Below are 21,583 nucleotides of genomic sequence, written 5' to 3'. Positions count from 1 at the left end.
AGCTCTCCGGGTCGTATGACCGCGCTGGGCCTGTCTGGCCGCATGCCCGGTGGTATGACGCTTGAGTGTCATCCCACCGGGCGGCCCGTCATACGGGTGGGATCGGGCTCAGCGGGCAGTACCGCCGAACGCGGCGATGGCGGCACGGACACGCTTGGCCGAGACCGGGACCGCCGTGCGCATCGGCTGGGCGAAGCTGGCCACCCGGTACTCCGCGAGCAGCCGTCGCAATTCGAGGACGTCCGAGTCCAGCGTCCTTTCCGGGCGTAGCCGGCCGACGGCGTCGTCGATCTCGCCGGCCAACTCGTTGATCTCGGTCATCCGCTGACGGTCGCGGTCCGGGTTCTCCCGCACCCGCCCGGCCCGGACGGTCAGGGCCTGCAGGTACCGCGCGAGGTCCGGTAGGTGGGCCGCCGTGGTCGAGGTCAGGAACCCGGGAGGCACCAGCGCCGCCAACTCCCGACGCATGTCCACAACCTGCGGCGACAGCGCGGTTCCGGCCACTCCGTCGATCGCCGCCTGGGCCTCGTGCGCTTGGACCAGCGCCGATTCCGCCGCCACGACGATGTCCAGCACAGCCCGGTCCAGTTGGGGCGTCAGCTTTTTCACCACCGCCTCGAACCTGGCCGGGGTGTACGCCGGACCGCCGGCCCAGTCGAGCAGCGCATCGACGGCTGCCTCGGTGGCGTCGACCAGTAGCGCCGCGACGCTCCCGTGCGGGGTGACCGTGAGGGTCAGCATCTGCTGCCGGCTGAGCCCGTTGCGGACATGTCCCAACGGGTTCTTCGCCGAGATGACGATCAATCGACGCACTCCCGCCCGCATGGCCCGGCGTTGATCCGCGGCGGAGGTGAACACCGTGATGCCCACCGTGGCCGTCCCCAGCGTCGGGAACTCGTCGACCAGCGCGGGGAAGCCCTTGACCTCGTGTCCGGCAACGCTACTCGTGACGCTCATGGGGATGCCCTCCGCCGGAAAGGCAGTCAGGCCAGTGCGTTCCACCGTGCCAGATGCCTTTGCGACAGCCTTCTGCCCGACCACCCGGAGCGATTCCTGCAGCGCCGTCAGGTCTTTGCCGGCGCCGACCGAGCGGCCGGAATCATCGACGACGTTGAAGCCCATCCGCAGGTGATCCGGGATCTTCTCCTGGTCGAAATCCGATGTCCTGACGACGATCCCCGTCATCGCGGTGAGCCTGGCGGCCAATGCCGACGACAACGCGGCGACCCCGTCGTCCGGCATCTGGGACAGCGCAGCGGCGGCGAAGTCCGGCGCCGGGACGAAGTTGCGACGCAGGGTTTTCGGCAGCGATCGGATCAAGGCCACCGCGAGATCCCTTCGCAGTCCTGGGATCTGAGCCTCGAAGGCGGCCGGGTCGATCCGGGCCAGCACGGCCAGCGGAATGGTGACCGTCACGCCGTCGTCCGCCCGTCCGGGCTCGAAGACGTAGTCGAGGCCCAGATCGACGTCGCCGGCCATGAAGGTATCGGGGTAGGCGGACGCGTCGACATCCCGGGCACCGGCGGCGAGCAGCATGTCGGGAGTGAAGGTCAGGAGATCCGGGGTGGCAGGGGAAGCCCTGCGCCACCAGCTGTCGAAGTGCCTCGAGGACGTCACCTCGGCCGGGATGCGTTCGTCGTAGAGTGCGAAGAGTGATTCGTCGTCGATGACGATGTCCCGCCGACGGGCCCGGTCCTCCCGTTCTGCGACCTCGTCCAGCGCGGCAAGATTGGCCGCGAAGAAGGCGTGCCGCGTCTGCCAGTCCGCCTCGACAAGGGCGTGCCTGATGAACATCTCGCGGCTCATCACCGGGTCGATCCGGTCGAACTGGATCGACCGCGCTCCGATCAGCGTCACGCCGAGCAGGGTGACCTTCTCCGTCGCGGTGACCTGCCCGCGGCGGGCGTCCCAACGCGGCTCGGAATAGGTGCGCTTGAGCAGGTCTCCGCCGACCTGCTCCACCCAGGTCGGGTCGATCGAGGCGGCGATGCGCCCCCAGAGCCGTGACGTCTCCACCAGTTCGGCGGCAACGACAAGGCGGGGACCCGCCTTCGCCAGCGCGGAACCCGGCCAGATGACGAACTTGGTCCCGCGGGTGCCCTGGTACTCCCGCCCCGGTTCCAGACGCAGCCCGATGTGCGACAGCAGCCCGGACAGGACGGCCGTGTGCACACGTTCGGTGTCGATGAAGTCCACCCGCGAATTCTGGGCGTTGGCCTGTGCAAAAGCTGCCACCGCAGGACGTTTCGCCTCGACGACCTCCGGATTCCGTTCGACTGGTCGTCGTCCCCGCCGTCGTCCGCCGGCCGCCGAACTGCGACCGGAGGCGGACCGGCCGATCTGTTGCTGCCCGGTCGATCCGCGCTGCCCGGTTGATTCGCCCGTTCCGATGCCGGCCGCAACGCCGTTCCCAGATCCATCGGCAGTCCCGCCCCTGACCTCGGCGGCACTGATCAGCACCCGCGATTCGGTGTCCATCTTCAGGCCACGCGCCACCTGACGCAGCTGGGCGTGCAGATCCTGCCACTCCCGGATGCGGAGATAGTGGAGGTACTCGGATCGGCACATCCGCCGAAAGGCGTTACCGGAGCGCGCCTTCGCCTCGTCGGCCAGGTAGTTCCACAGGTTCAGCACGGACAGGAAGTCGGATTTCGGGTCAGCGAACCGCGCGTGCGAGGTGGTGGCACGTTCCCGGTCCTCCAGGGGATACTCGCGGACGTCCTGGATGGCGAGCGCGGAGGTGATCACCAGCACGTCGGCGAGGCAACCGCGACGGTCGGCCTCGACGATCATCCTGGCCAGGCGGGGGTCCAATGGAAGGGCAGCCAGCGAGCGGCCGATCTTGGTGAGCCGGACCCGACCGTCGTCGCCGGATCTGTCCAGGGCACCCAGCTCGGTGAGAACAGTGACGCCATCAGTGATCTGGCGGCTGTCTGGCGGCTCCAGGAACGGGAACGAGGCGATGTCACCAAAATCGAGGGACGCCATCTGCAGGATCACCGAAGCCAGTGACGTGCGGGCGATCTCGGGATCGGTGTACTCCGGCCGGCCGGCGAAGTCGTCCTCCGAGTAGAGCCGGATGCAGATGCCGTCGGCCACCCGGCCGCATCGCCCGGCGCGTTGGCCGGCCGAGGCCTGGGAGATCGGCTCGATGGGCAGACGTTGGACCTTGGTACGCGGAGAGTAGCGGGAGATGCGCGCCGTTCCGGGATCGATCACGTAGCGGATACCCGGTACCGTCAGCGAGGTCTCGGCCACGTTGGTGGACAGCACGATCCGCCGCCCGACGTGATCGGAGAAGACCTTGTGCTGGTCGGCGGCCGACAGCCGCCCGTAGAGCGGCAGCACTTCGGTGATCCCGGGCCGCGACGCCAGATGACCGCGCAGCACCTCGGCGGTGTCGGTGATCTCGCGCTCACCGGAGAGGAAGACCAGGATGTCCCCGTCGCCCTCCCTGGCCAGCTCGTCGGTTGCGTCGCAGATCGCCTGGGCGAGATCCCTGCTCCCCTCGTCGTTCCGGTTGGTCTTCGTGCTCCTGGCCGCCGGGGCCACCGGCGGCACGGCAACGTCTGCCTCGTCGAGCGAGTCGGCGCCGTCGACACCATCGATGCTCTCCGGGGCGTCCAGCCGGTCCACACCGTAGGGGCGGTAACGAACCTCGACCGGATAGGTGCGGCCGGACACCTCGACGATCGGGGCGTCGCCGAAGTGCCGCGAGAAGCGCTGCGGGTCGATGGTCGCCGAGGTGATGATCACCTTCAGATCGGGACGGCGCGGCAGCAACTGCACGAGATAGCCGAGCAGGAAGTCGATGTTGAGGCTCCGCTCGTGTGCCTCATCGATGATGATCGTGTCGTAGGCCGACAACAGCCGGTCCCGGGTGATCTCGGCGAGCAGGATGCCGTCGGTCATCAGCTTGACCAGCGTGTCCGGGCCGGTGTGATCACCGAACCGGATGGTGTATCCGATCGCGCCACCCAGTTCGGTGCCGGTCTCGTCGGCGATCCGTTCGGCCAGTGCCCTGGCTGCAATCCGCCGGGGTTGGGTATGGCCGATCAGACCTCGCACGCCACGGCCGATGGACAGGCAGATCTTCGGTAGCTGGGTGGACTTCCCCGACCCGGTCTCGCCCGCGACGATGACCACCTGGTGGTCCCGGATGGCGTCGGCGAGGTCGTCCGCCCGTTCGGACACGGGCAGGTCCGGCGGAAAGGTGATCACCGGAACGACGGCCAGCCTGCGCGCCACCTTCTGTTCGGCCCGGCGCACCTGCTCCTGGAGGTCCCGCAATGTTCGATCGGGGGCCGAACGGGACCGTCCGGAATCCCGGCGAAGACCGGCCAACCGTCGACCGATCCGCGCCGCGTCGGACGTCATCAGGACTTCCAGCCGCGCCGTCAGGTCGGCGGCGGTCGGGATGGTCCCCTGGCCAGCCGTCGTCTGGTCGGACGTCAGGCCGGTTGTCGGGTCGGACGTGGGGTCGGTCTGGGGCGTCGGAAAAGCAATCATGTCCTTCGAAGAATAGGTCCAGCCCGCGGCGGGCACTCCGGATCTGTCGGGCCGCGGCCGGTTGGCGGGCCGCCGTCGGTCGCCGGCGGCCCGCTCCAACCGGCCCGGACGTCACCGTGGCGTCATCAGACTCTGGGAGAATGGCCCGATGGTCATCGGATACGTGCTCGCCTTCCTGGCTGCGCTCGGGTCCGGTGTCGGTTCGGTGATGGAGTCGGCCGGTATCCGCCGGGCCGGAGCATTCGGCGGGGATTCAGACGATTTCGGCAAGATCAGCCGGCAACCGCTGTACTTCTGCGGGGTAGCGGTCGACATCCTGGCCTTCGTCGCCGGCGCCGCAGCGCTCCACCGGCTCCCCCTCTTCCTCGTGCAGTCGGTGCTGGCCTTCAGCGTCGGAGTGACGGCCACCATCTCCGCGATCATGGGCACCAGATTGGGCCGGATGGGCTGGGTGAGCCTGTGCACGGCCGCTGCCGGCCTGGTGACCCTTGGCCTGTCGGCCAATCCGGGGCCGGCCCACCCATTGCCGCACGGCTGGCGCTGGATCATCCTGTGCATCGTCGTGCCGGTCTGCCTGATCGGCTTCTACGGCAGCCGATCGGAATCCCGTTGGGGAGCAGCGATGCTCGCGTTCGGCGCCGGGCTGGGGTTCACAGCAGTCGCGGTATCGGCCCGGACCCTGCACCTGCCACGCGAGTTCCTGCTCTGGTTCAGCGAGCCGTCGGTGTGGGCCATCATCCTGAACGGAGTGGCTGCCACCGCGGTGTTCGCGCTGGCCCTGCAGAAGGGCACCGCCACCACGATGTCCGCGATCATGTTCACCACCAACACGGTCCTGCCGTCCGTCATCGGGTTGACGTTGCTGGGGGATTCGATCCGGGCCGGGTGGGCCGTGCCGGCCGGATTCGGCTTCGTCCTGGCGATCTCCGGCGCCGTCGCACTCGCGCATTTCTCGACGCCTCCGCCGTCCATCGGATCGCACAACTCGCGCGCCCCGTCCCGGGACGGCGCCGCCGGCCTCGCCGTCGAGCGCGCCTGAGTCACCTGCGAATCAGTACCGGCAGTGATCATCACCGACGAGAGTCAGTACCGGCGAGGGTCAGTACTGGCGGTAAGGCAGGAACTTGCCGCTCATGGTGATGTTGACGCGGTCGCCGGCCGGATCGGGTTCGCGGACCAGGTCCATCCGGAAGTCGATGGCGCTCATAATGCCGTCGCCGAATTCCTCGTGGATCAGCTCCTTGAAGGTGGTGCCGTAGACGCTGACGAGCTCGTAGAACCGATAGATCAGCGGATCGGTCGGCACCGCGGTCGGCAGGGACCCGCGGTAGGGCGGAACGCCGAGCAGCCGGACGGCCTCCGCCGGTAGCTCGAGGAGGTCACCGACGACCGCAGCCTGGTCTGGCGTGAACGTCATCTGCCCGAGGCAACCCGCCGTCACCCACTCCTTGCTCGACCCGACAGCCGTCGCTATGTCCGCCCACGACAGGCCTTTTCGCAGTCGCGCCGCCAGGATTGCCTCGACCACATCCATCCGATTCATCGCTCGACACTCCTCCACCTAGTCGCGGCCGCCGGTCGTCGGCCCGCTGCCTGCGAGGCTACCGATCGGCCCGCGCCGACCCAGCAGCCCTGCGTCGACGCAGCAGCCCCACACGACCCAGCAGCCCCGCGTGACGGAGCAGCCCCACGCGACGGAGAGCAATCACCGCGACGATCAGGGCCAAGACGTAGACCGCCGGACCCGATCGCGGGCTGAGACCCGCGCCCGCCAGGCCGAGAACGGCGCAGGCCAGGCCGGCGATCGCGAGGTTGTCGACCCGTCGACGCACTGCCTGCCACATCAGGAGACCGGCCAGCACGGCGAAAACCCGGACCGGCTGGCTGAAGCCGGGTTGGGGCGGATGGAGCAGGCTGTACGCGCTGAAGCCGACGAAACCGGGCAGACAGTCGAGACTGCCGTCATAGGTGGTGATGCAACTTCCTGGGAAGAATGTCGGGCTGACGCTGGTCGTCAATTGGGCGGCCTGCCACGGCAGGGCCAGCGCGATCACCGTCAGCACCGCGGCAACGACGAAGACGGACCGGACGCTGGCCCGCTCCACCCATCGCCGGGCGGTGGCGACCGCGCCGGATCGATCGTCAGGCAGGGGCGTCATCGTGGACGGTGGGGAGAGAACCACGAACCGCAGGCGGCCAGGGCGGTGGCGAGCGTCAGGACGAATCCCTCGTTGCTCCCGACCGACGGCAGCACGACCAACAGCCAGTACCCGAGCAACCCGGAGGTGCCGACCGCCCCGACGAACCACGAGGAGCGCGGCGACTGACCGGAAGATCTGAGCAGCGCCGGCGCACCCGCGGCCAGCGCAGCCAACTGCGCGAAGATTGCCCAGCTGATCTGCGAGGACCACGCGTTGGACGAGTCGAACGGGATCGAGAGCCCCAGCGCGGCAAGGACGACCGCGAGCGGACCACCGAACCCGGCGAACCGTTCTGCCGGGGTTCCGGTCGCGCCGGCAGGACCAGGGATACCTGGGCCCGGAGCCTGAGGTGCCATCGGCGGGCCGCCGGCGAACCCGGCCGGGTACCCGGTCTGACCAGGGAATCCACTCTGGTGACCGCCGTGCGCGGCAGGCCCGGGTTGCTGCTGCCAGGCCTGATCCGGCGACGGCCCTCGGTTCGGGAAGTAACCGGGTGGGGCGGTCGGGACGAAGCCGGTCGGTGGCTGGTTCGGAGCTGATTGGTTCGGAGCGGATTGGTTCGGAAGAGACTGCGAGCCGGGTGGCGGCGTCGGATGCACGGTGGAAGGACCTCCGGATTCTCAAGACGGCCGATCGGCCGCCGGCAGGAGCAGGCAGAGTTGCCCAGGACATCCTGGACGACGGTGTGACGTCCGATCACCGCCGTTCCGTTCCACCGGCGGCGAGATCGATGCCAGGCGCGCGTCATCGTGCCAACATGGTGGTCGACCGGATCCAGCGGACGTCGAACGATGCTCCTCGATCCGAACATCGGCCAGCGGTCGGGGAACGAAGGAGGCAGTGGTGGTCCAGTTCGACCTGAAGCGACTCTTCCGGGTCCCATCCCCCTCCGAACGGCTCGCCGGCCTCGGGCTGCGGCCCGATCTGGCCAGGGCCGCCGGCCAGATGGCGTCCGACGAGCGCTCCGACCGCGAGGTCAAGCAGTTGGAACTGTGTCTGCTGGACACGGAATCGGTGATCTCGGTGGTCGAGGGACGGCACGGGCATCGGCTGGGCCTGCTCGCGCTGACCACGGAACGTCTGATCTTCCGCGCCCACGGAACCCGGCCCGGCGAGTCGCAGACGCATCCGCTGGCTGCACTGGGCGGTGTCACGTCGGAACTCAAGTCGATGACCAGCGGGATCGTCCTGCACCTGACGGACCCCGAATCCGGCGCCTTTGACCTGACCGTCGACAAGGTCCTCGGCACCCAGGGCGCCCAGTTCGCCGACGCGGTGCGGCACCAGCTCGCCGAACCGGGTCCGCTGCCTGTCCACGACCCGGTCCAGGAACTGCTCGACCTCCGCGACCGGCGTGCGGCCGGCAGCATCAGCGAGCGCGACTTCCAGGCTGCGAAGCTCCGGCTTCTCGACGAGCTCTGAGGTCCCGACCGACGCTCGGCCCACGACCTGGTCGGCTTCTCTCCCGAGCGCTCTCGGCGGTCCCGCTGGCAGCCTCGACTGCCGTGGCGCCAGGACGCTGACGAGTGGCGTGGGCAATCGGACGCACGGCATTCGGGTGGATCACTGGCGCAAACGTGCGTTGACGCCGAGGGACATACGACGTCACCGGAGTTCGGGCCCGCCCGCGGCGGTGCCGATCACCGTCGACCCGCTACCGCTGGAGTCGGCCAAACACTCTGCGACGCTCTGACTTTCACGCCCGCGCCGGACTCGACCTCGGGGCCTGACGGGCGGCGTCACGGGTTCTGGTCGAGTGACGGTCTGCTCTGGTTCGTTACTCCGGACGGGTGCTTTGGGATCGAGTTGGTGGTCCGATTTCGGTGTTCAGTCTGTGTCATGGAATACTAGTTCCTGGTTACAGTTCTTGAGTTCGTGTCATAGCGGTCCCAAGGCAGTCGAATCGTCTTGGGACCTCTCGGATCTTGTGTCCGAAAGTGTCGCACTCGTCGACGAACCCGGAGGGGCGATCCACGTCCCTCTGATCGGATACATGCAAGGAGAAACAACATGGCACAGGGAACCGTCAAGTGGTTCAACGCTGAAAAGGGCTTCGGCTTCATCACCCCCGAGGGTGACGGACCGGATGTCTTCGTCCACTACTCGGAGATCCAGTCGGGCGGCTACCGCTCGCTCGAGGAGAACCAGAAGGTGACCTACACGGTCACCCAGGGTGCCAAGGGCCCGCAGGCCACCGGCGTCACCGCCGTCTGATCTGCGCAGATCCCAGGCCCGCTGAGGTCCTAGATCTTCAACTGCAGGGTGTCACCTCTCCGGAGGTGGCACCCTGCAGTGATTTCTGCACGGTGGCGAGCGCCCCGCGTCGTGTGATGGCCACCGGGCCGTATCACCGCCAACGGGCTGTCTGACCGGCTGCCGGGCGGTATGACACTCACGCTGCGTACCTGCAGGTCGACGGCCATACGACCTAGCAGTGCAAACGACCCAGCAGTGCATACGACCTGGAAACGCCGACGCGCCCGACGCGCCGTCGTACGCAGCAAGCCGTCACGGCTTCAGCAACCGGCGGAGGTCGCGGACGGCGAGACGGCCGGCACGGTTGGCGCCGATGGTCGAAGCCGAGGGGCCGTACCCGACCAGGTGGATGCGCCGATCAGCTGCGACCGCGGTCCCGTCCATCTCGATCCCACCGCCGGGGCGACGAAGGTGCAGCGGCACGAGATGATCGAGGGCAGCACGGAACCCGGTGCACCAGAAAAGGATGTCCGCCTGACGGGTCCGCCCGTCGGCCCAGCGCACACCGTCGGCCGTGATCGTCGAGAACATCTCCTCCCGCTGCAGAACGCCGCTCGCCCTCGCCTCGATCGTCGCCGGCGTCAGGCCTAGACCGGTCACCGAGACCACCGACCGCGGCGGTAGCCCACGACTGACCCGGTCGATCACCATGGCCACCGCCGCACGGCCCAGCTCCGGCGTGAACTCACGGTCTACCCAGACAGGTGGTCGGCGGGTGACCCAGGTGTGCTGCGCGGTGTGGGGAGCCAATTCCATCAGCAACTGCACGGCCGAGATCCCGCCGCCGATGACGATCATCCGGGCTCCGTCGAACTCGGCCGGCCCGCGGTAGTCATGGGTGTGCAGCTGCCGACCTCGAAAGGCAGCGGCCCCGGGATAGTGCGGCCAGAACGGCCGGGTCCACGTGCCGGTCGCGTTGATCAGCCCGCGCGACCGGAGCACCATCCCATCCCGCGAGGTCGTGACCAGCATCTCCCGGTCCGACTCCACCTGGCTGACCTGCACCGGGCGACGCACCACCAGCCCGAACTGTGACTCGTACCCGGCGAAGTACTCCGGGATCGCGGCCCGCGCCGGCGTCCTCGGGTCGACCGGAGGCACCACGGAGCCGGGAAGTTCACGGATGCCGTTGACGGTGGCCATCGTCAGGGAGGGCCAACGGTGCTGCCACGCTCCACCGGGCCCGCGCTCGGCGTCGAGGACGACATGGCTCAGTCCGCTCCGCTGCAGGTGGAAGGCGGCGGACAATCCCGCTTGGCCGGCCCCGATCACCACCACCTCGGTCTCCTCGACGGGGCTCGCCCCGACGGCCGCTGATCCCTGCGGCACCCACGCCTCCGCCCACCTGCCGTCCGCCGCCACGATGTTCATCGTCCGCTGCGGGTCCCGCTCGTCGAACTCCGGGCCCCGAGGGCGCAGGCTGGGCAGGGTCGGATCTTCGCTCCGGCGGTGCGCAGGAAGAGTGACGCAACGGATCGGCCGGAGCTGCCGTCTCTGAAGTGATCATGACCGGCCCTGCTGCGGTCGCGAAGCGTGGATCCGGCCTGACGGCGGCCACGAGCCCGGCACCACGAATATCAGGAGGAACCATGTCCCGAATGCGCTTGATCGTCGTCGGCGCGGCTCTGGCGGCCAGCTTGGCCGCATGTGGAAGCGCCGTACCGGCCGGAGGGCCCAACTCCCCGGCGGTTCCCACTGCCCCTGCAGCCTCCGCACCTGCCGGCTCCGCACCTGCCGGCTCGGCACCTGCCGCCTCCTCCGCCGCCTCCGCACCTGCCGCCTCTGGACCCGCCGCTTCCTCCGCCGCCCCCTCGCCTGCCGCTCCCTCCGCGCCGGCAGCGCCCACGTCGGCCCCGGTCACCGCAGGTTCCACAGCGGCGTCGACGCCCGCCGTACTCCCACCACCCAGCAACGCCCCGTCCAGCGGCGGAACGTCCACCGGAACCACCGCGGACTCGCCCACGAGCAGGCCGACGTCCACCGGGCGTCCGGTCGTCTCCACCACCCCCGCGCCGCCCACGCCGCCCGGCGAGCAACTGACCCTGACCGGCACCGTCGAGGCCGGCGTCGAACGCGGCTGCCTGATCCTGAAGGACACGGCCACCGGCCGACAGGTCAACCTGACCAGCGGCGACAAGAACATCGTCAAGGTTGGAGCCAAGGTCACCGTCGTCGGCGTGATCCGCAAGGACATGATGAGCTACTGCCAGCAAGGAGCGATCTTCCAGGTGGTCAGGGCCACCGCGGGATAGTCACACGCGGGCCAACCACGTGGGGACAGAACGCAAAGAGGCCCAGCGGCTGGTCGCACCGCAACATTGCGGTGGACACTGCCCTGGGCCTGTCAGATGGAGCGGTACCACCGAAACTACGGTACTTCTCGATCCTGCAATCCTGCCGTGAAATGAATCAGGCGGCGCGGTGTTCGGTGCTCGACAGCACGCGTTCGCTGATCAGCTCCTGGATCTCGACGCCCAGTTCGTCGTCGTTGCGCTCGAGGATCGCCGACAGCTCGGCCTTCTCGGACTCGGTGACGAAGCTGGCGAGCTCACGCTCGAGACGACGACGTTCGGCAGTCTCGTGACGACGGTCGGCGCGAGCAGCCCAGATCGCGGACATTCCGGACTTCGGGGTACTCATTCTTGTCCTCCATCTATTTGAAGCTTGGAATAGTCCCAGGTAGAACTACCTGAATCGATTATGAACGAACTCAGTTCTCGTCGCCAACGAAACGCCCCGTGATCTCCCTCTCGAATCGGGACTTCGGTCCCGCCCCGCCGACAGACCGACCCGAGCCGCACTGCGCAGCACCGGCCCGCACCGCACCGCACCGCGCGCTCAGACAGGTAGGAGGACCTCAGCCCTCGGCGAGCCGGTCGAGAGCCAGCGCTGCGAGGACAGCCGGCCCCACGGCCAGCGCAGCGTCGTCGAAAGTCGCCTGTGGTGCGTGGTTGTAGGCAGCAGTGGTCGGGTCCGTTCCGCGCACGGTGGCACCGACGCCGAAGAAGGCGCCCGGCACCTGCTGCAGGACGTAGGCGAAGTCCTCCGAGCCGGGGATCGGCTGCTGCGCCGGGAAGTACGCCTGCGCCCCGAAGAGGCCGCGCGTCAGCCGAGCCACCCGGTCCACCTCGGCTGCAATGTTCACGGTCACCGGATAACCGAGCCGGTAGTCGATCGTCACGGTCAGGCCGTGCGCAGCTGCGACCCCCTCGCAGACCCGGCCGAACTTCTCGCGAACCTGGTGGTGGACGGCTTCGGAAAAGGTGCGCACGGTTGCGGAAATCGTTGCGGTGGAGGGGATCACGTTGTCGGCCGTGCCGGCCTCGATCCTGCCGACGGTTACGACCACCGGGTCGAACACGTCGAACTGCCGGGTGACCATCGATTGCAGGGCCAGCACGATCTCCGCGGCAACCGGGATCGGATCAGCGGCCAGATGCGGCATGGAACCGTGGCCGCCGCGGCCGTGGAGCGTGACGGTCACCGAATCTGCGGCGGCCAACACCGTCCCGGGCCGGGATGCGACCAGCCCGAACGGCAGGATCGCCGACATCACGTGCAGACCGTAGGCGGCGGCGACGCGTTCGCCGGCCGCCTCGAGAACACCCTCCTCGATCATCAGGCGGGCGCCGTGCTCGCCCTCCTCCCCCGGCTGGAACATCAGCACGACGTCACCGGTCAGCTGCTCCCGACGGGCCGCGAGCAGTCGCGCCGCTCCGACCAGCCCCGCGGTGTGCAGGTCATGGCCACAGGCGTGCATGGCCCCGGGGCGCTCGCTGGCGAAGTCGACGCCAGAGTCCTCCGTCACCGGCAGGGCGTCCATGTCGGCACGGAGCAACACCGCCGGACCGGGCTTCCCGCCGCGCAGAACGGCCACCACCGAGGACAGGCCGCGGCCGGTGGTGATCTCGAGGTCGAGCCCGTCCAACGCGCGCAGCACGGCCAACTGGGTGACCGGCAGGTCCAGGCCCACCTCGGGATGACGGTGCAGATCGCGGCGCAGGGCGACCAGCTCGGGCAGCATCGCCGCGGCGTCGGTCGTCAGGTTCTCGATCATCGATGATCCTTTCTCTTCGCGCAGGCGCTCATCGGTTCGCGAGCTCCGCTCCTTGCTCGCGCCTCGCTAAGATGCTCGCTCACTGCTCCTCGATTCCCAGGAAGTCCGCCATCAGGTCGACCGCTGCGGCGAAGAATTCGTCGGCCGGCTCGAGGGTTCCCACGAGTTGCCCGAACAGCTCGAAACTCACCATTCCGAACAACTGCGTCCAGACGACGACCATCCTCAGTACGACCGAGGCGGGCAGGTCGGGCGCGAACTCTGCCGCGACCGCCGAGAGTTGACCTTGCAGGAGGCCTGGAAGCCGGTTGGCGTCCGAAGCCGGGGCGTCGACCGTCCCCGCAGCCCAGGCCAGTCGAACCGCGTCGATCAGCGCCAGCGGCACGCGTGCGGCAGGGCCGATCGTGTCGGCCGGGGCGCGATATCCGGGAATGGGCGAGCCGAAGATCAGCCCGTACTCCTGGGGATGGCCCTGCGCCCAGTTCCGGACCGAGCCACAGAAGGCGCGCCAGCGGGCTCGGATCCGCTCGGGGGGGACCGCGTCGACGGCGCGTTCGACGGCACTCCCGAGGGCGTCGTACGCATCGACGATCAAGGCGGTGAGCAGATCGTCCCTGGTCGGGAAGTAACGGTAGACCGCTGAGGAGACCATGCCGACCTCTCTTGCCACCGCCCGGAAGGACAGGCGCGCGGCACCCTCCTCTGCGACCTGACTCCGGGCCGCGTCCTTGATGGCCGCCGTCAGGCTGGCTCTGGCCAGTTCTCGGGCTGTGACGCTTGCGTTCATCGATCCAGCATGCCTGACCCAAGAGCGCCGAACAACAACGAGAGCAACGCTCTTGACCGGCAAAGGGTTTGAGTGTTCACTGATCCACAACACGAGCACTGCTCTCGCACCCCGCTACTGATCGGGAGAACACCATGCGCGACACCCGCTACCTCCGGCCGGGCCGCCTGACCCGGCTCTTCAACTCCGTCGTCGCACTCTGCACCCGGCTCGGCCTCACCGTCTGGGGCAGTCGGCAGCTCTACGTGCGCGGCCGGTCGAGCGGCGAGCTCCGCCAGACGCCGGTCAACCTCCTCACCGTGGACGGCGCCCGTTACCTGGTCGCGCCGCGCGGCGTGACCCAGTGGGTGCGAAACCTGCGGGTGGCCGGCGAGGGCGAGCTCCGACTCGGGCGCCGGACCGAGAAGTTCATCCCCACCGAGCTCTCCGATGCGGAGAAGCCCGTCATCCTGCGGGAATACCTGCGGCGCTGGAAGTTCGAGATCGGCGTGTTCTTCAACGGTGTCGACGCCAAGTCCACCGACGAGGAACTACTGGCCATCGCCGCCGGTTACCCCGTCTTCCGGGTGTCCACCGTCTGAGTTCGGAGAATGCTGTGCGGCGCGCATCGTGGGTCGGTTTTCGCAGCCACTCTTGCCCGGCCTGACCAGGTGAGACAGCCCCGACCGGTGTCCGTTTCGGGGGACTGTCGGTGCTACCTGTGCCACCGGCGCGGTGGGTCGGCCCTGCGAGCCACCCTCGCCCAGCAGCACCATCCTGACGACGCCCCCGACCCCGCCGATTCCTACTGGGAACCCGGCCCGGCGCAGACCGCGATCAACGCCGTCGCCACAGCCGTGGACGGCCTGCTCCAAGTGGACCCGACCGCCCCCGGCACCGGCGCCACCCTGGACCTGCTGCGCGCCGTCGAAATGCAGACCCGCCGGCTCTACGGCATGTCGGTGTCCGTCATCTCCCAGATGGACCACCGCGGCCTCGCCGCCCCCGCCGGGCAACTGTCCACCACCTCCCTGATCCGGCAGATCATCAACATCAGCCGCACCGACGCCGCCGCCCGCGGCTGCCGCTACTCGCCGCCGCCGTCCACGCCGGAACCATCGGACCCACACACGCCGACCTGGTCGCCGGGGTGTTCAAAACCTTCGACGCGTCGGTGCCGCAGGAGCTGCGGGAATCGGTAGAGACATTCCTGGTCGCCGAAGCAGCAATAGCGGATCCGTCGACGTTCGATCAGGTGTGCCGCAGCATCATCCTCGCCGCCAACCCCGACGGGCCGCAGGAGGAGAAGGACGCCCACGACAAGCAGGAATTTCACATCTGCGCGCGCCGACCCAACGGACTGACCAAAGTGTGGGGGCTGCTGGATGACCTCACAGCCGCAACTCCTGGTCACCGTCGAAGAACGATCACTACGGGACCGCCGCGGCCACGGCACCCTGGGCTACGGCACCCACATCAGCATCAAACAAGTCCGGATGCTCGCCTGCGACTCCACAATCATCGCCGCCGTCCTGGGCGGACGATCACAACTGCTGGACATGGGCAGATCCATGCGCGCCTTCAACGCCGCCACCGCCCGAGCCATCCTGCACCGCGACAAAGGCTGCGTGTTCCCCGGCTGCGACATGCCCGGACTGTGGACCGAAAAACACCACATCCAACCCTGGGAAGACGGCGGACCCTCCAACTACGCCAACGGCTGCCTGCTGTGCCGCCGACACCACACCCTGATCCACCACAACGACTGGGAAATCCGCCCGGCCCCCGACGGCCACCCCGAAATCATCCCCCCGCCACCCACGACCCCACCCGAAAACCGTTGCGCAACACCCTCAACCACCAACCACAATTCAGCTGGCCACAACCAGCCTGACCATCGCAAAGTCCCGGCTGACCAGACGGACCCAGTTCTCAGCCGATCCGGCCAGACAACGAACCTCGTGCTCGACAGCGACCAGCCCGGGCGCAGGTGACCCGTGACGGCCGGCCACCGCCCGAACAGCATCCTCGCGGGAGGAACCGGAGCCACGAACTCTGGCCGATGGTTCGCGTCGCGAATGGCCCCTTGTCGATGGTTCGCGTCGCGAACGACGAAGATGGACCCGTGCTCGACAACGCCCCACCCGCTCCACCCCGGCACCCGTCGCCGTCGCCGTCGCCGTCGCCGTCGCCGTCGACGCAGCCCACCGCCCGGGACCGGGCTGCGCGTCGATCGGTCATCGTGCTGTTCGCGTTGATGGGTGCGACCACCGGCAGTTGGGCTGCGCGGATCCCGGGCGTCCGCCAGCAACTGCACGTCACCGATGCACAGTGGGGTCTGGCCAACATCGGGGCGACCGCAGGCAGCCTGATCTCGCTGACCCTGGTGCTGCTGATGATCACCCGGGTCGGTCCGCGGCGGCTGAGCCTGGTCGGCGGTCCGCTGCTGATCCTGAATGCACCATTGCTCGCCGGCTCGACCAGCACCGTAGCCCTGGTGATCGGCCTGTTCGTCCAAGGGGTCTCGACCGGGTTGCTGAGCACACCCATGAACGCGCAGGCCGTGGAGGTCGAGCGTCGCTACGGCCGCCGGATCATGTCGAGCTTCCACGCCTGCTTCAGCCTCGGTCAGCTCGCGGGCGGAATCATCGCCACCTTCGCCGCGGCCGCCGGTGTGCGGCCGAACGTCCAGCTGGCCGTCACCGGCCTGCTGCTCGGCATCCTCCTGGCCCTGACCTTCCGCGGACTGCCGTCCGATGCCGAAAATCCAGCACCCGATACAACCAAACCTGTAGTAGCACAACAGGAAGCGAGAACGACGCGACGATTCACCCCTCAACTCCTCCTGCTCGCGTGCATCGCGTTGCTGGCGTCGATCAACGAGGGATCCGCTGCGCAGTGGAGCGCGCAGTACACGGCCGGCGCCCTGGGTGCCGGCGCGGCGTCCGGCGCCGCCACCTACACCTGCTACACGATTGCGATGACCATCTCGCGGACCACTGGCGACCGGCTGGTGGATCGGCTGGGCCAGCGGCTGTTCATCCGGCTGTCCGCGGCGCTCGTCGCCGTCGGCTTCGGCCTCTGCCTCGTCGTGGCCACTCCGGTCGCAGCATTCGTGGGATTCGCGCTGCTCGGGCTGGGCTCCGGATGCATCGTGCCGAGCGTCATGGGGCTGGCCGGCAATCAACCGGATGTGTCGACCGGGTACGGCGTCTCGGTGGTGTCGTTCGGTCAATGGCCGGCAATGCTCGTCGGACCACCGTTGATCGGGGCGATCGCGGGCCTGATCGGTCTGTCGCATGCACTGTTCGTCCTGGTGGGGGCCGCGGTGCTGATCGTCGCACTGTCAGGGTGGATCAGGCAGCCGGATCGGGCACGACGAGTGGCGGCGGGCACATCCCACACACCGATGGACCGTCAGTCGGAGCCTGAACGGCGTCCATCCGGGTGACGGCAGAGTCCCTGCACGCCACGCAACGGTCCGATGGTGGTAATTCTGGAAGTCGTGAACAACTTCTCCCTCGGCCTGACGGTCGCCGGCGGCGCGACCGCCGTCGTCTGGCTGTTGTCGCTGCTGACCGGCGATCACTCCTGGGTCGACCGCATCTGGTCGATCATCCCGGTGGTCTACCTCTGGATCTTCGCCGGCGCCGCCGGGTTCGGCGATGCCCGGCTGAACGTGATGGCCGTGCTCGTCACCGCGTGGGGCATCCGACTGACGTTCAACTTCGCCCGCAAGGGCGGTTACGCCCGAGGCGGAGAGGACTACCGCTGGGCTCTGCTGCGCTCCCGCATGACGGGGTGGCAGTTCCAGCTCTTCAACCTGCTGTTCATCGCCATCTACCAGAACGCCCTGTTGTTCGCGATCACGCTGCCGGCCCTCACTGCTGCCGAGCACCGCGGCGGATTCGGCGCCCTGGACGTCATCGCCCTCCTGCTCTTCCTCGCACTGCTGGCCGGGGAGACGCTGGCCGATCAGCAGCAATGGAACTTCCACCAACGGAAGCGGACCGAGTCGGACGCCGGACGGCCCGGTGGGATCGGGTTTCTGCGAACCGGACTCTTCCGGTTCAGCCGGCACCCGAACTACTTCTGCGAGATCGCCATCTGGTGGGTCGTCTTCGCCTTCGGCGCCATCGCGGCCGGATCGGTCGCACAGTGGACGATCGCCGGCGCCATCCTGCTGACGCTGCTGTTCGTCGGATCCACTGCCTTCACCGAGAAGATCACCCGGGCAAAGTATCCCGAGTACGCGGAGTACCAGCGAACCACCTCGGCGATCGTCCCCTGGCCGGCCCGGAACGCGCCGGCCCGACGGACCAGCAACGCCTGAACCGGGCACCGGTCGGCGCACCCACGACGCCTGGAGCTGGCAGTTGCGGCGGACGGCTCAGACCTTCGTCATATCAAGGAGTTTGCCGATCGTCGCGAAGTTGCGCATGGTCACGGTGACACCGAGTTTGCGGTCCCAGTCGACCATGGCGAACGACGACTTGGACACGCCTTGCGGGCACCACAGGTAGCAGTGGTCCTTCTCGATCCGGTACACGCCCCCGACATCGGGGTCGACGTTCTTCGACGTCACCAGGTCGTCGAAAGCGGTGAGCTTCGACGCTTCGGGTACCCCTGAAAGAAAACCCAGCAGGTGCTTGGACGGGTCGTCGGCGAGGTCGGTGAACGGGTCGGCCGCGACAGCCGCGGCCAGTTGGGCCTCGGTCCGGACCACCACCGCGACGTCAAGGCCGCACTCGTCGAGCAGTCCCTTCTCGATGGCCGCCGTCACCTTCGGAGCGGTAGCCGAGGCAGTGAAGACCGCGTTGCCGCTCTGCAGGAGCGTGGCGACGTCGTCATAGCCGAGGCCGGCGAGCAGTGCACGCAGATCGGCCATGGCGATCCGTTTCGCCTTGCCCACGTTGATGCCCTTGAGCAGGGCGACGTAGGTGGTGGCCGTCAAACGACCAACCTTTTCTTGGGAGTCGTCACCACGCGATCCTCTCAGTAGTGACAATGATCAGGTGAACGACACCACCCCTGTGGCCCACGCCGGAACGACCAACGGTCAGGTCGACTCGTTACGGCAGGAGCAAGGCACCTTCAGCTCCACCGTCCCGGCGACCGTCGGTCCGGACGGGGCGCTGCTCCAGCACTTCGGGACGAGCAACTTCCCGAACATCGCCGACTACGCTTTTCTCTCCGACTGCGAGACGAACTGCCTGATCGCGCCGTCGGGAGCGGTCGAATGGTTCTGCCTGCCGCGGCCGGATTCACCCAGTGTCTTCACTGCCCTGCTGGATCGGTCAGGCGGGTCGTTCCGGGTCGGTCCGTTCGGCGTGCAGGTGCCGGCTGCCCGCCGCTACCTTCCCGGCACGTTGGTGCTCGAGACCACCTGGCAGACGCCGACCGGGTGGGTGATCGTCCGCGATGCCCTGATCATGGGGCCGTGGCACAACGTCAACGACCGGTCCAAGACGCACCGCCGTTCGCCCACCGACTTCGACGCCGCCCACTGCCTGCTCCGGACGGTCAAGTGCATCTACGGCACCGTCGACCTGTCGGTCGTCTGCGAGCCGGTCTTCGACTACGCCCGCGTGGGCGCCACCTGGTCCTACCCGGGATCCGGCTACTCGAAGGTGGTCGCGAAGGCCGACGGGCAACCGAGCCTGACGCTGACCAGCTCGTTGCGCCTGGGGATCGAGGGGCGGGCGGCGATGGGCCGGACCAAGATGTCGCTCGGCGACTCCCACTTCGTGGCGCTGACATTCTCCGAACTGCCGGCGCCGCAGGACTGGGCCGAGGCCGAGGACCAGATGTGGAAGACCGGCGAGTACTGGCGCGAGTGGCTCACGCAGGGGTCGTTTCCCGATCATCCATGGCGGGTTTTCCTGCAGTCATCGGCGCTCGCCCTGAAGGGGCTGTCGTATGCGCCAACCGGTGCGCTACTGGCCGCGGCCACCACCTCGCTGCCGGAGACGCCGCAGGGAGAACGCAACTGGGACTACCGGTTCACCTGGATCCGTGACTCCACGTTCGCGCTCTGGGGGCTGTACACGCTGGGCTTCGACCGCGAGGCCAACGACTTCTTCTTCTTCATCCACGACGTGTCGCGGGACAATCCCGAGGGCCTGCAGATCATGTACGGCGTTGGCGGCGAACGGCAGCTGGAGGAGTCAACGCTCGACCATCTGTCGGGCTACGACGACGCCCGCCCGGTGCGGATCGGCAACGGCGCGTTCGGTCAGCAGCAGCACGACGTGTGGGGCGCGCTGCTCGACTCGATCTACCTGCACACCCGATCACGCGAGCAGATGCCCGAGGAGCTCTGGCCGATCGTGGTGGCGCAGGTCGAGCAGGCCGCCGCCCACTGGCGCGAGCCGGACCGCGGCATGTGGGAGGTGCGCGGCGAGCCGCAGCACTTCACCTCGTCGAAAATCATGTGCTGGGTCGCGCTCGACCGTGGCGTTCGACTGGCCCGCCTGCACGACTCGCACTCGATCGCCGACAAATGGCAGTCGGTCGCCGACGAGATCCATTCCGACATCCTGGAGAACGGCGTCGACGACCGCGGCGTCCTGGTCCAGCGCTACGGCGACAAGGCTCTTGACGCCTCGCTGCTGATGGCGCCCCTGGTGCGGTTCCTGCCGCCGGACGACCCGCGGATCAGGGCGACGGTGCTGGCCATCGCCGACGAGCTGACCCGCGAGGGCATGGTGCTGCGCTACCGGGTCGAGCAGACCGATGACGGACTCGCCGGCGAGGAGGGCACGTTCACCATCTGCTCGTTCTGGCTGGTGTCCGCGCTGGTCGAGATCGGTGAGGTGGACCGCGCACATGCCCTCTGCGAGCGCTTGCTGTCGCACGCCTCGACGCTCGGCCTCTACGCCGAGGAGCTCGACCCGGAGACCGGCCGCCACCTCGGCAACTTCCCTCAGGCCTTCACGCATCTGGCGCTGATCAATGCCGTCACGCACGTCATCCGGGCCGAGGACGTCTCCCACTCCTTCGGCTTCACCCCCGCCAATCGGCAGGGCTGAGGTTTACCGGGGCTTCGGGCTTCCGGGCGCTGTCGGGGCGTCCTGGCAAGGTCCACCCCGTCCTCGCAAGGTCTGCGGGCCATGCCAGGACCGGGCTGCCCTTGCCAGGTGTGGCCGGGATGTGCAGGCCGCCAACCCCGGGACGTGCAGGCCGCCAACCCCGGCGAGCGCAGCGCTGAGCGCCTACGACTCGCGACGGCGGGCCGCAGCAGCGTCGATCAGCTCGTCGACCCGCTCCAGCGCCATCCGGGACGACTCGATCTGATCACCCGGCGCGCGGGAGATCACCCGATGGGCCATCGCCGTGGCGAACGACTCCCGGGCCCGCGTCAGATCGCCTGACTGGAAGAACACCTTGCCGAGGTGCTGGTGCAACAGGGCTTCTCGCGGTCCATGGAGATTTTCCTCCAGCAGCGCCTCGTAGATCACAGCGGCTCCCGCGAAATCGCCTTGTGCGCAGGCGATGTCAGCCGTCAGGGCACGTATCCGGAACGTCGGCGGTCCAGCGGCGTCCACCAAAGCGGTCGCCCGGTCCAGATCGCCGAGGAACAGCGCTTCGAGCAGCAGGTCGGCCGGATCACCCGAGGCCCGCATCGCGGCGGAGAACCGAGCGCGGTCGTGCACGATCGGGCGCAACGACCACCGGTCGATCCCGGCGCCCGCGCCGGTGTCCAGGTACTCACCCTCGTGGTCCACGGCCTCACCATAGGCTCCGGCCGGCTGAAGTGCCGGGCGCCGGGTCGTCGACCGTCCAGAGCCGGCC

At 68.3% G+C, this 21,583-nt stretch carries 20 protein-coding genes and 1 pseudogene; 11 read left to right on the top strand and 10 right to left on the bottom strand.

Going from position 1 to position 21,583, the window contains the following annotated elements; genetic code table 11:
• Nucleotides 1-108 precede the first annotated feature (108 nt).
• Nucleotides 109-4,377, bottom strand: coding sequence for a DUF3418 domain-containing protein (locus tag ABIB25_RS13365; RefSeq protein WP_502919815.1), 4,269 nt, complete (start codon nt 4,375-4,377; stop codon nt 109-111).
• A gap of 280 nt (nt 4,378-4,657) precedes the next feature.
• Between ABIB25_RS13365 and ABIB25_RS13360 the strand changes: the two genes are divergently transcribed.
• Nucleotides 4,658-5,548: a DMT family protein gene (locus tag ABIB25_RS13360; protein WP_354528949.1), complete on the top strand. Its 891-nt coding sequence runs from the start codon at nt 4,658-4,660 to the stop codon at nt 5,546-5,548.
• 60 nt (nt 5,549-5,608) lie between these two features.
• Here the strand turns inward: ABIB25_RS13360 and cynS are convergent, their stop codons facing one another.
• The 3 genes from cynS to ABIB25_RS13345 are packed head-to-tail and all read right to left on the bottom strand — an operon-like array spanning nt 5,609 to nt 7,066.
• Nucleotides 5,609-6,052 carry a cyanase gene (gene cynS / locus ABIB25_RS13355; RefSeq protein WP_354528948.1) on the bottom strand — a complete coding sequence of 148 codons (444 nt, stop codon included), beginning with the start codon at nt 6,050-6,052 and terminating at the stop codon, nt 5,609-5,611.
• A gap of 58 nt (nt 6,053-6,110) precedes the next feature.
• Nucleotides 6,111-6,668, bottom strand: a complete 558-nt coding sequence (locus ABIB25_RS13350) for a hypothetical protein (protein WP_354528947.1) — start codon at nt 6,666-6,668, stop codon at nt 6,111-6,113.
• Entirely contained in the window at nt 6,665-7,066 is a 402-nt protein-coding gene (locus ABIB25_RS13345; protein ID WP_354528946.1) for a hypothetical protein, read from the bottom strand. The genes ABIB25_RS13350 and ABIB25_RS13345 overlap by 4 nt, the downstream gene beginning before the upstream one ends.
• 487 nt (nt 7,067-7,553) lie before the next feature.
• Between ABIB25_RS13345 and ABIB25_RS13340 the strand changes: the two genes are divergently transcribed.
• Together ABIB25_RS13340 and ABIB25_RS13335 are read left to right on the top strand one after the other, a co-directional pair.
• Nucleotides 7,554-8,132, top strand: coding sequence for a hypothetical protein (locus ABIB25_RS13340; protein WP_354528945.1), 579 nt, complete (start codon nt 7,554-7,556; stop codon nt 8,130-8,132).
• 588 nt (nt 8,133-8,720) lie between these two features.
• Nucleotides 8,721-8,924: a cold-shock protein gene (locus tag ABIB25_RS13335; protein ID WP_090475851.1), complete on the top strand. Its 204-nt coding sequence runs from the start codon at nt 8,721-8,723 to the stop codon at nt 8,922-8,924.
• A 294-nt stretch (nt 8,925-9,218) separates the two neighbouring features.
• Here ABIB25_RS13335 and ABIB25_RS13330 read toward each other — a convergent pair whose 3' ends face one another.
• Entirely contained in the window at nt 9,219-10,337 is a 1,119-nt protein-coding gene (locus ABIB25_RS13330; RefSeq protein WP_354528944.1) for an FAD-dependent oxidoreductase, read from the bottom strand.
• Nucleotides 10,338-10,555: 218 nt separating this feature from the next.
• Between ABIB25_RS13330 and ABIB25_RS13325 the strand changes: the two genes are divergently transcribed.
• A complete protein-coding gene (locus tag ABIB25_RS13325; RefSeq protein WP_354528943.1) occupies nt 10,556-11,218 on the top strand; it encodes a hypothetical protein in 663 nt (220 codons plus the stop codon).
• 157 nt (nt 11,219-11,375) lie between these two features.
• On the opposite strand, the gene ABIB25_RS13320 is transcribed toward ABIB25_RS13325, so the two are convergent.
• The 3 genes from ABIB25_RS13320 to ABIB25_RS13310 form a co-directional block, all read right to left on the bottom strand.
• Complete coding sequence (locus ABIB25_RS13320; protein WP_354528942.1) at nt 11,376-11,606, bottom strand: hypothetical protein; 231 nt, start codon at nt 11,604-11,606, stop codon at nt 11,376-11,378.
• Between the two features lie 217 nt (nt 11,607-11,823).
• Nucleotides 11,824-13,023, bottom strand: coding sequence for a M20 metallopeptidase family protein (locus tag ABIB25_RS13315; RefSeq protein ID WP_354528941.1), 1,200 nt, complete (start codon nt 13,021-13,023; stop codon nt 11,824-11,826).
• A 79-nt stretch (nt 13,024-13,102) separates the two neighbouring features.
• The gene (locus ABIB25_RS13310) at nt 13,103-13,810 is read right to left on the bottom strand and encodes a TetR/AcrR family transcriptional regulator (protein WP_354528940.1); all 708 of its coding nucleotides are present in this window, start codon (nt 13,808-13,810) and stop codon (nt 13,103-13,105) included.
• Nucleotides 13,811-13,944: 134 nt separating this feature from the next.
• Between ABIB25_RS13310 and ABIB25_RS13305 the strand changes: the two genes are divergently transcribed.
• The 6 genes and pseudogenes from ABIB25_RS13305 (at nt 13,945) to ABIB25_RS13280 (ending at nt 18,122) form a co-directional block, all read left to right on the top strand.
• Nucleotides 13,945-14,391: a nitroreductase/quinone reductase family protein gene (locus ABIB25_RS13305; RefSeq protein ID WP_354528939.1), complete on the top strand. Its 447-nt coding sequence runs from the start codon at nt 13,945-13,947 to the stop codon at nt 14,389-14,391.
• Nucleotides 14,392-14,478: 87 nt separating this feature from the next.
• On the top strand, nt 14,479-14,991 hold the full coding sequence (locus ABIB25_RS13300) for a hypothetical protein (RefSeq protein WP_354528938.1): 513 nt from the start codon (nt 14,479-14,481) through the stop codon (nt 14,989-14,991).
• Nucleotides 14,907-15,134: pseudogene (locus ABIB25_RS13295) on the top strand (hypothetical protein); the annotation flags it as partial. The gene ABIB25_RS13300 and the pseudogene ABIB25_RS13295, both read left to right, overlap by 85 nt.
• 151 nt (nt 15,135-15,285) lie before the next feature.
• Nucleotides 15,286-15,783 carry an HNH endonuclease signature motif containing protein gene (locus ABIB25_RS13290; RefSeq protein WP_354528937.1) on the top strand — a complete coding sequence of 166 codons (498 nt, stop codon included), beginning with the start codon at nt 15,286-15,288 and terminating at the stop codon, nt 15,781-15,783.
• Between the two features lie 131 nt (nt 15,784-15,914).
• Entirely contained in the window at nt 15,915-17,240 is a 1,326-nt protein-coding gene (locus tag ABIB25_RS13285; protein ID WP_354528936.1) for an MFS transporter, read from the top strand.
• Nucleotides 17,241-17,294: 54 nt separating this feature from the next.
• A complete protein-coding gene (locus tag ABIB25_RS13280; RefSeq protein WP_354528935.1) occupies nt 17,295-18,122 on the top strand; it encodes a DUF1295 domain-containing protein in 828 nt (275 codons plus the stop codon).
• 57 nt (nt 18,123-18,179) lie between these two features.
• Here the strand turns inward: ABIB25_RS13280 and ABIB25_RS13275 are convergent, their stop codons facing one another.
• The gene (locus ABIB25_RS13275) at nt 18,180-18,743 is read right to left on the bottom strand and encodes a DUF1697 domain-containing protein (RefSeq protein ID WP_354528934.1); all 564 of its coding nucleotides are present in this window, start codon (nt 18,741-18,743) and stop codon (nt 18,180-18,182) included.
• A gap of 79 nt (nt 18,744-18,822) precedes the next feature.
• On the opposite strand from ABIB25_RS13275, the gene ABIB25_RS13270 reads away from it, so the two are divergent.
• Entirely contained in the window at nt 18,823-20,820 is a 1,998-nt protein-coding gene (locus ABIB25_RS13270; RefSeq protein WP_502919814.1) for a glycoside hydrolase family 15 protein, read from the top strand.
• A 183-nt stretch (nt 20,821-21,003) separates the two neighbouring features.
• Here ABIB25_RS13270 and ABIB25_RS13265 read toward each other — a convergent pair whose 3' ends face one another.
• On the bottom strand, nt 21,004-21,516 hold the full coding sequence (locus tag ABIB25_RS13265; RefSeq protein ID WP_354528933.1) for a tetratricopeptide repeat protein: 513 nt from the start codon (nt 21,514-21,516) through the stop codon (nt 21,004-21,006).
• Nucleotides 21,517-21,583: the final 67 nt, after the last annotated feature.

The organism is Nakamurella sp. UYEF19 (genome assembly GCF_040546275.1).
Lineage (GTDB): Bacteria > Actinomycetota > Actinomycetes > Mycobacteriales > Nakamurellaceae > Nakamurella.
Note: the sequence above shows the minus strand (reverse complement) of the source record. Positions and strands in the feature narration are given on the sequence as shown.

What these genes read in the sequence shown, in the direction of transcription:
- ABIB25_RS13350 (WP_354528947.1), bottom strand. Translation starts at nt 6,668, where the DNA reads ATGACGCCCCTGCCTGACGATCGATCCGGCGCGGTCGCCACCGCCCGG.
- ABIB25_RS13330 (WP_354528944.1), bottom strand. Translation starts at nt 10,337, where the DNA reads ATGAACATCGTGGCGGCGGACGGCAGGTGGGCGGAGGCGTGGGTGCCG.
- ABIB25_RS13335 (WP_090475851.1), top strand. Translation starts at nt 8,721, where the DNA reads ATGGCACAGGGAACCGTCAAGTGGTTCAACGCTGAAAAGGGCTTCGGC.
- ABIB25_RS13320 (WP_354528942.1), bottom strand. Translation starts at nt 11,606, where the DNA reads ATGAGTACCCCGAAGTCCGGAATGTCCGCGATCTGGGCTGCTCGCGCC.
- ABIB25_RS13310 (WP_354528940.1), bottom strand. Translation starts at nt 13,810, where the DNA reads ATGAACGCAAGCGTCACAGCCCGAGAACTGGCCAGAGCCAGCCTGACG.
- ABIB25_RS13315 (WP_354528941.1), bottom strand. Translation starts at nt 13,023, where the DNA reads ATGATCGAGAACCTGACGACCGACGCCGCGGCGATGCTGCCCGAGCTG.
- ABIB25_RS13305 (WP_354528939.1), top strand. Translation starts at nt 13,945, where the DNA reads ATGCGCGACACCCGCTACCTCCGGCCGGGCCGCCTGACCCGGCTCTTC.
- ABIB25_RS13365 (WP_502919815.1), bottom strand. Translation starts at nt 4,377, where the DNA reads ATGACGTCCGACGCGGCGCGGATCGGTCGACGGTTGGCCGGTCTTCGC.
- ABIB25_RS13325 (WP_354528943.1), top strand. Translation starts at nt 10,556, where the DNA reads ATGTCCCGAATGCGCTTGATCGTCGTCGGCGCGGCTCTGGCGGCCAGC.
- ABIB25_RS13360 (WP_354528949.1), top strand. Translation starts at nt 4,658, where the DNA reads ATGGTCATCGGATACGTGCTCGCCTTCCTGGCTGCGCTCGGGTCCGGT.
- cynS (WP_354528948.1), bottom strand. Translation starts at nt 6,052, where the DNA reads ATGAATCGGATGGATGTGGTCGAGGCAATCCTGGCGGCGCGACTGCGA.
- ABIB25_RS13290 (WP_354528937.1), top strand. Translation starts at nt 15,286, where the DNA reads ATGCTCGCCTGCGACTCCACAATCATCGCCGCCGTCCTGGGCGGACGA.
- ABIB25_RS13345 (WP_354528946.1), bottom strand. Translation starts at nt 7,066, where the DNA reads ATGGCACCTCAGGCTCCGGGCCCAGGTATCCCTGGTCCTGCCGGCGCG.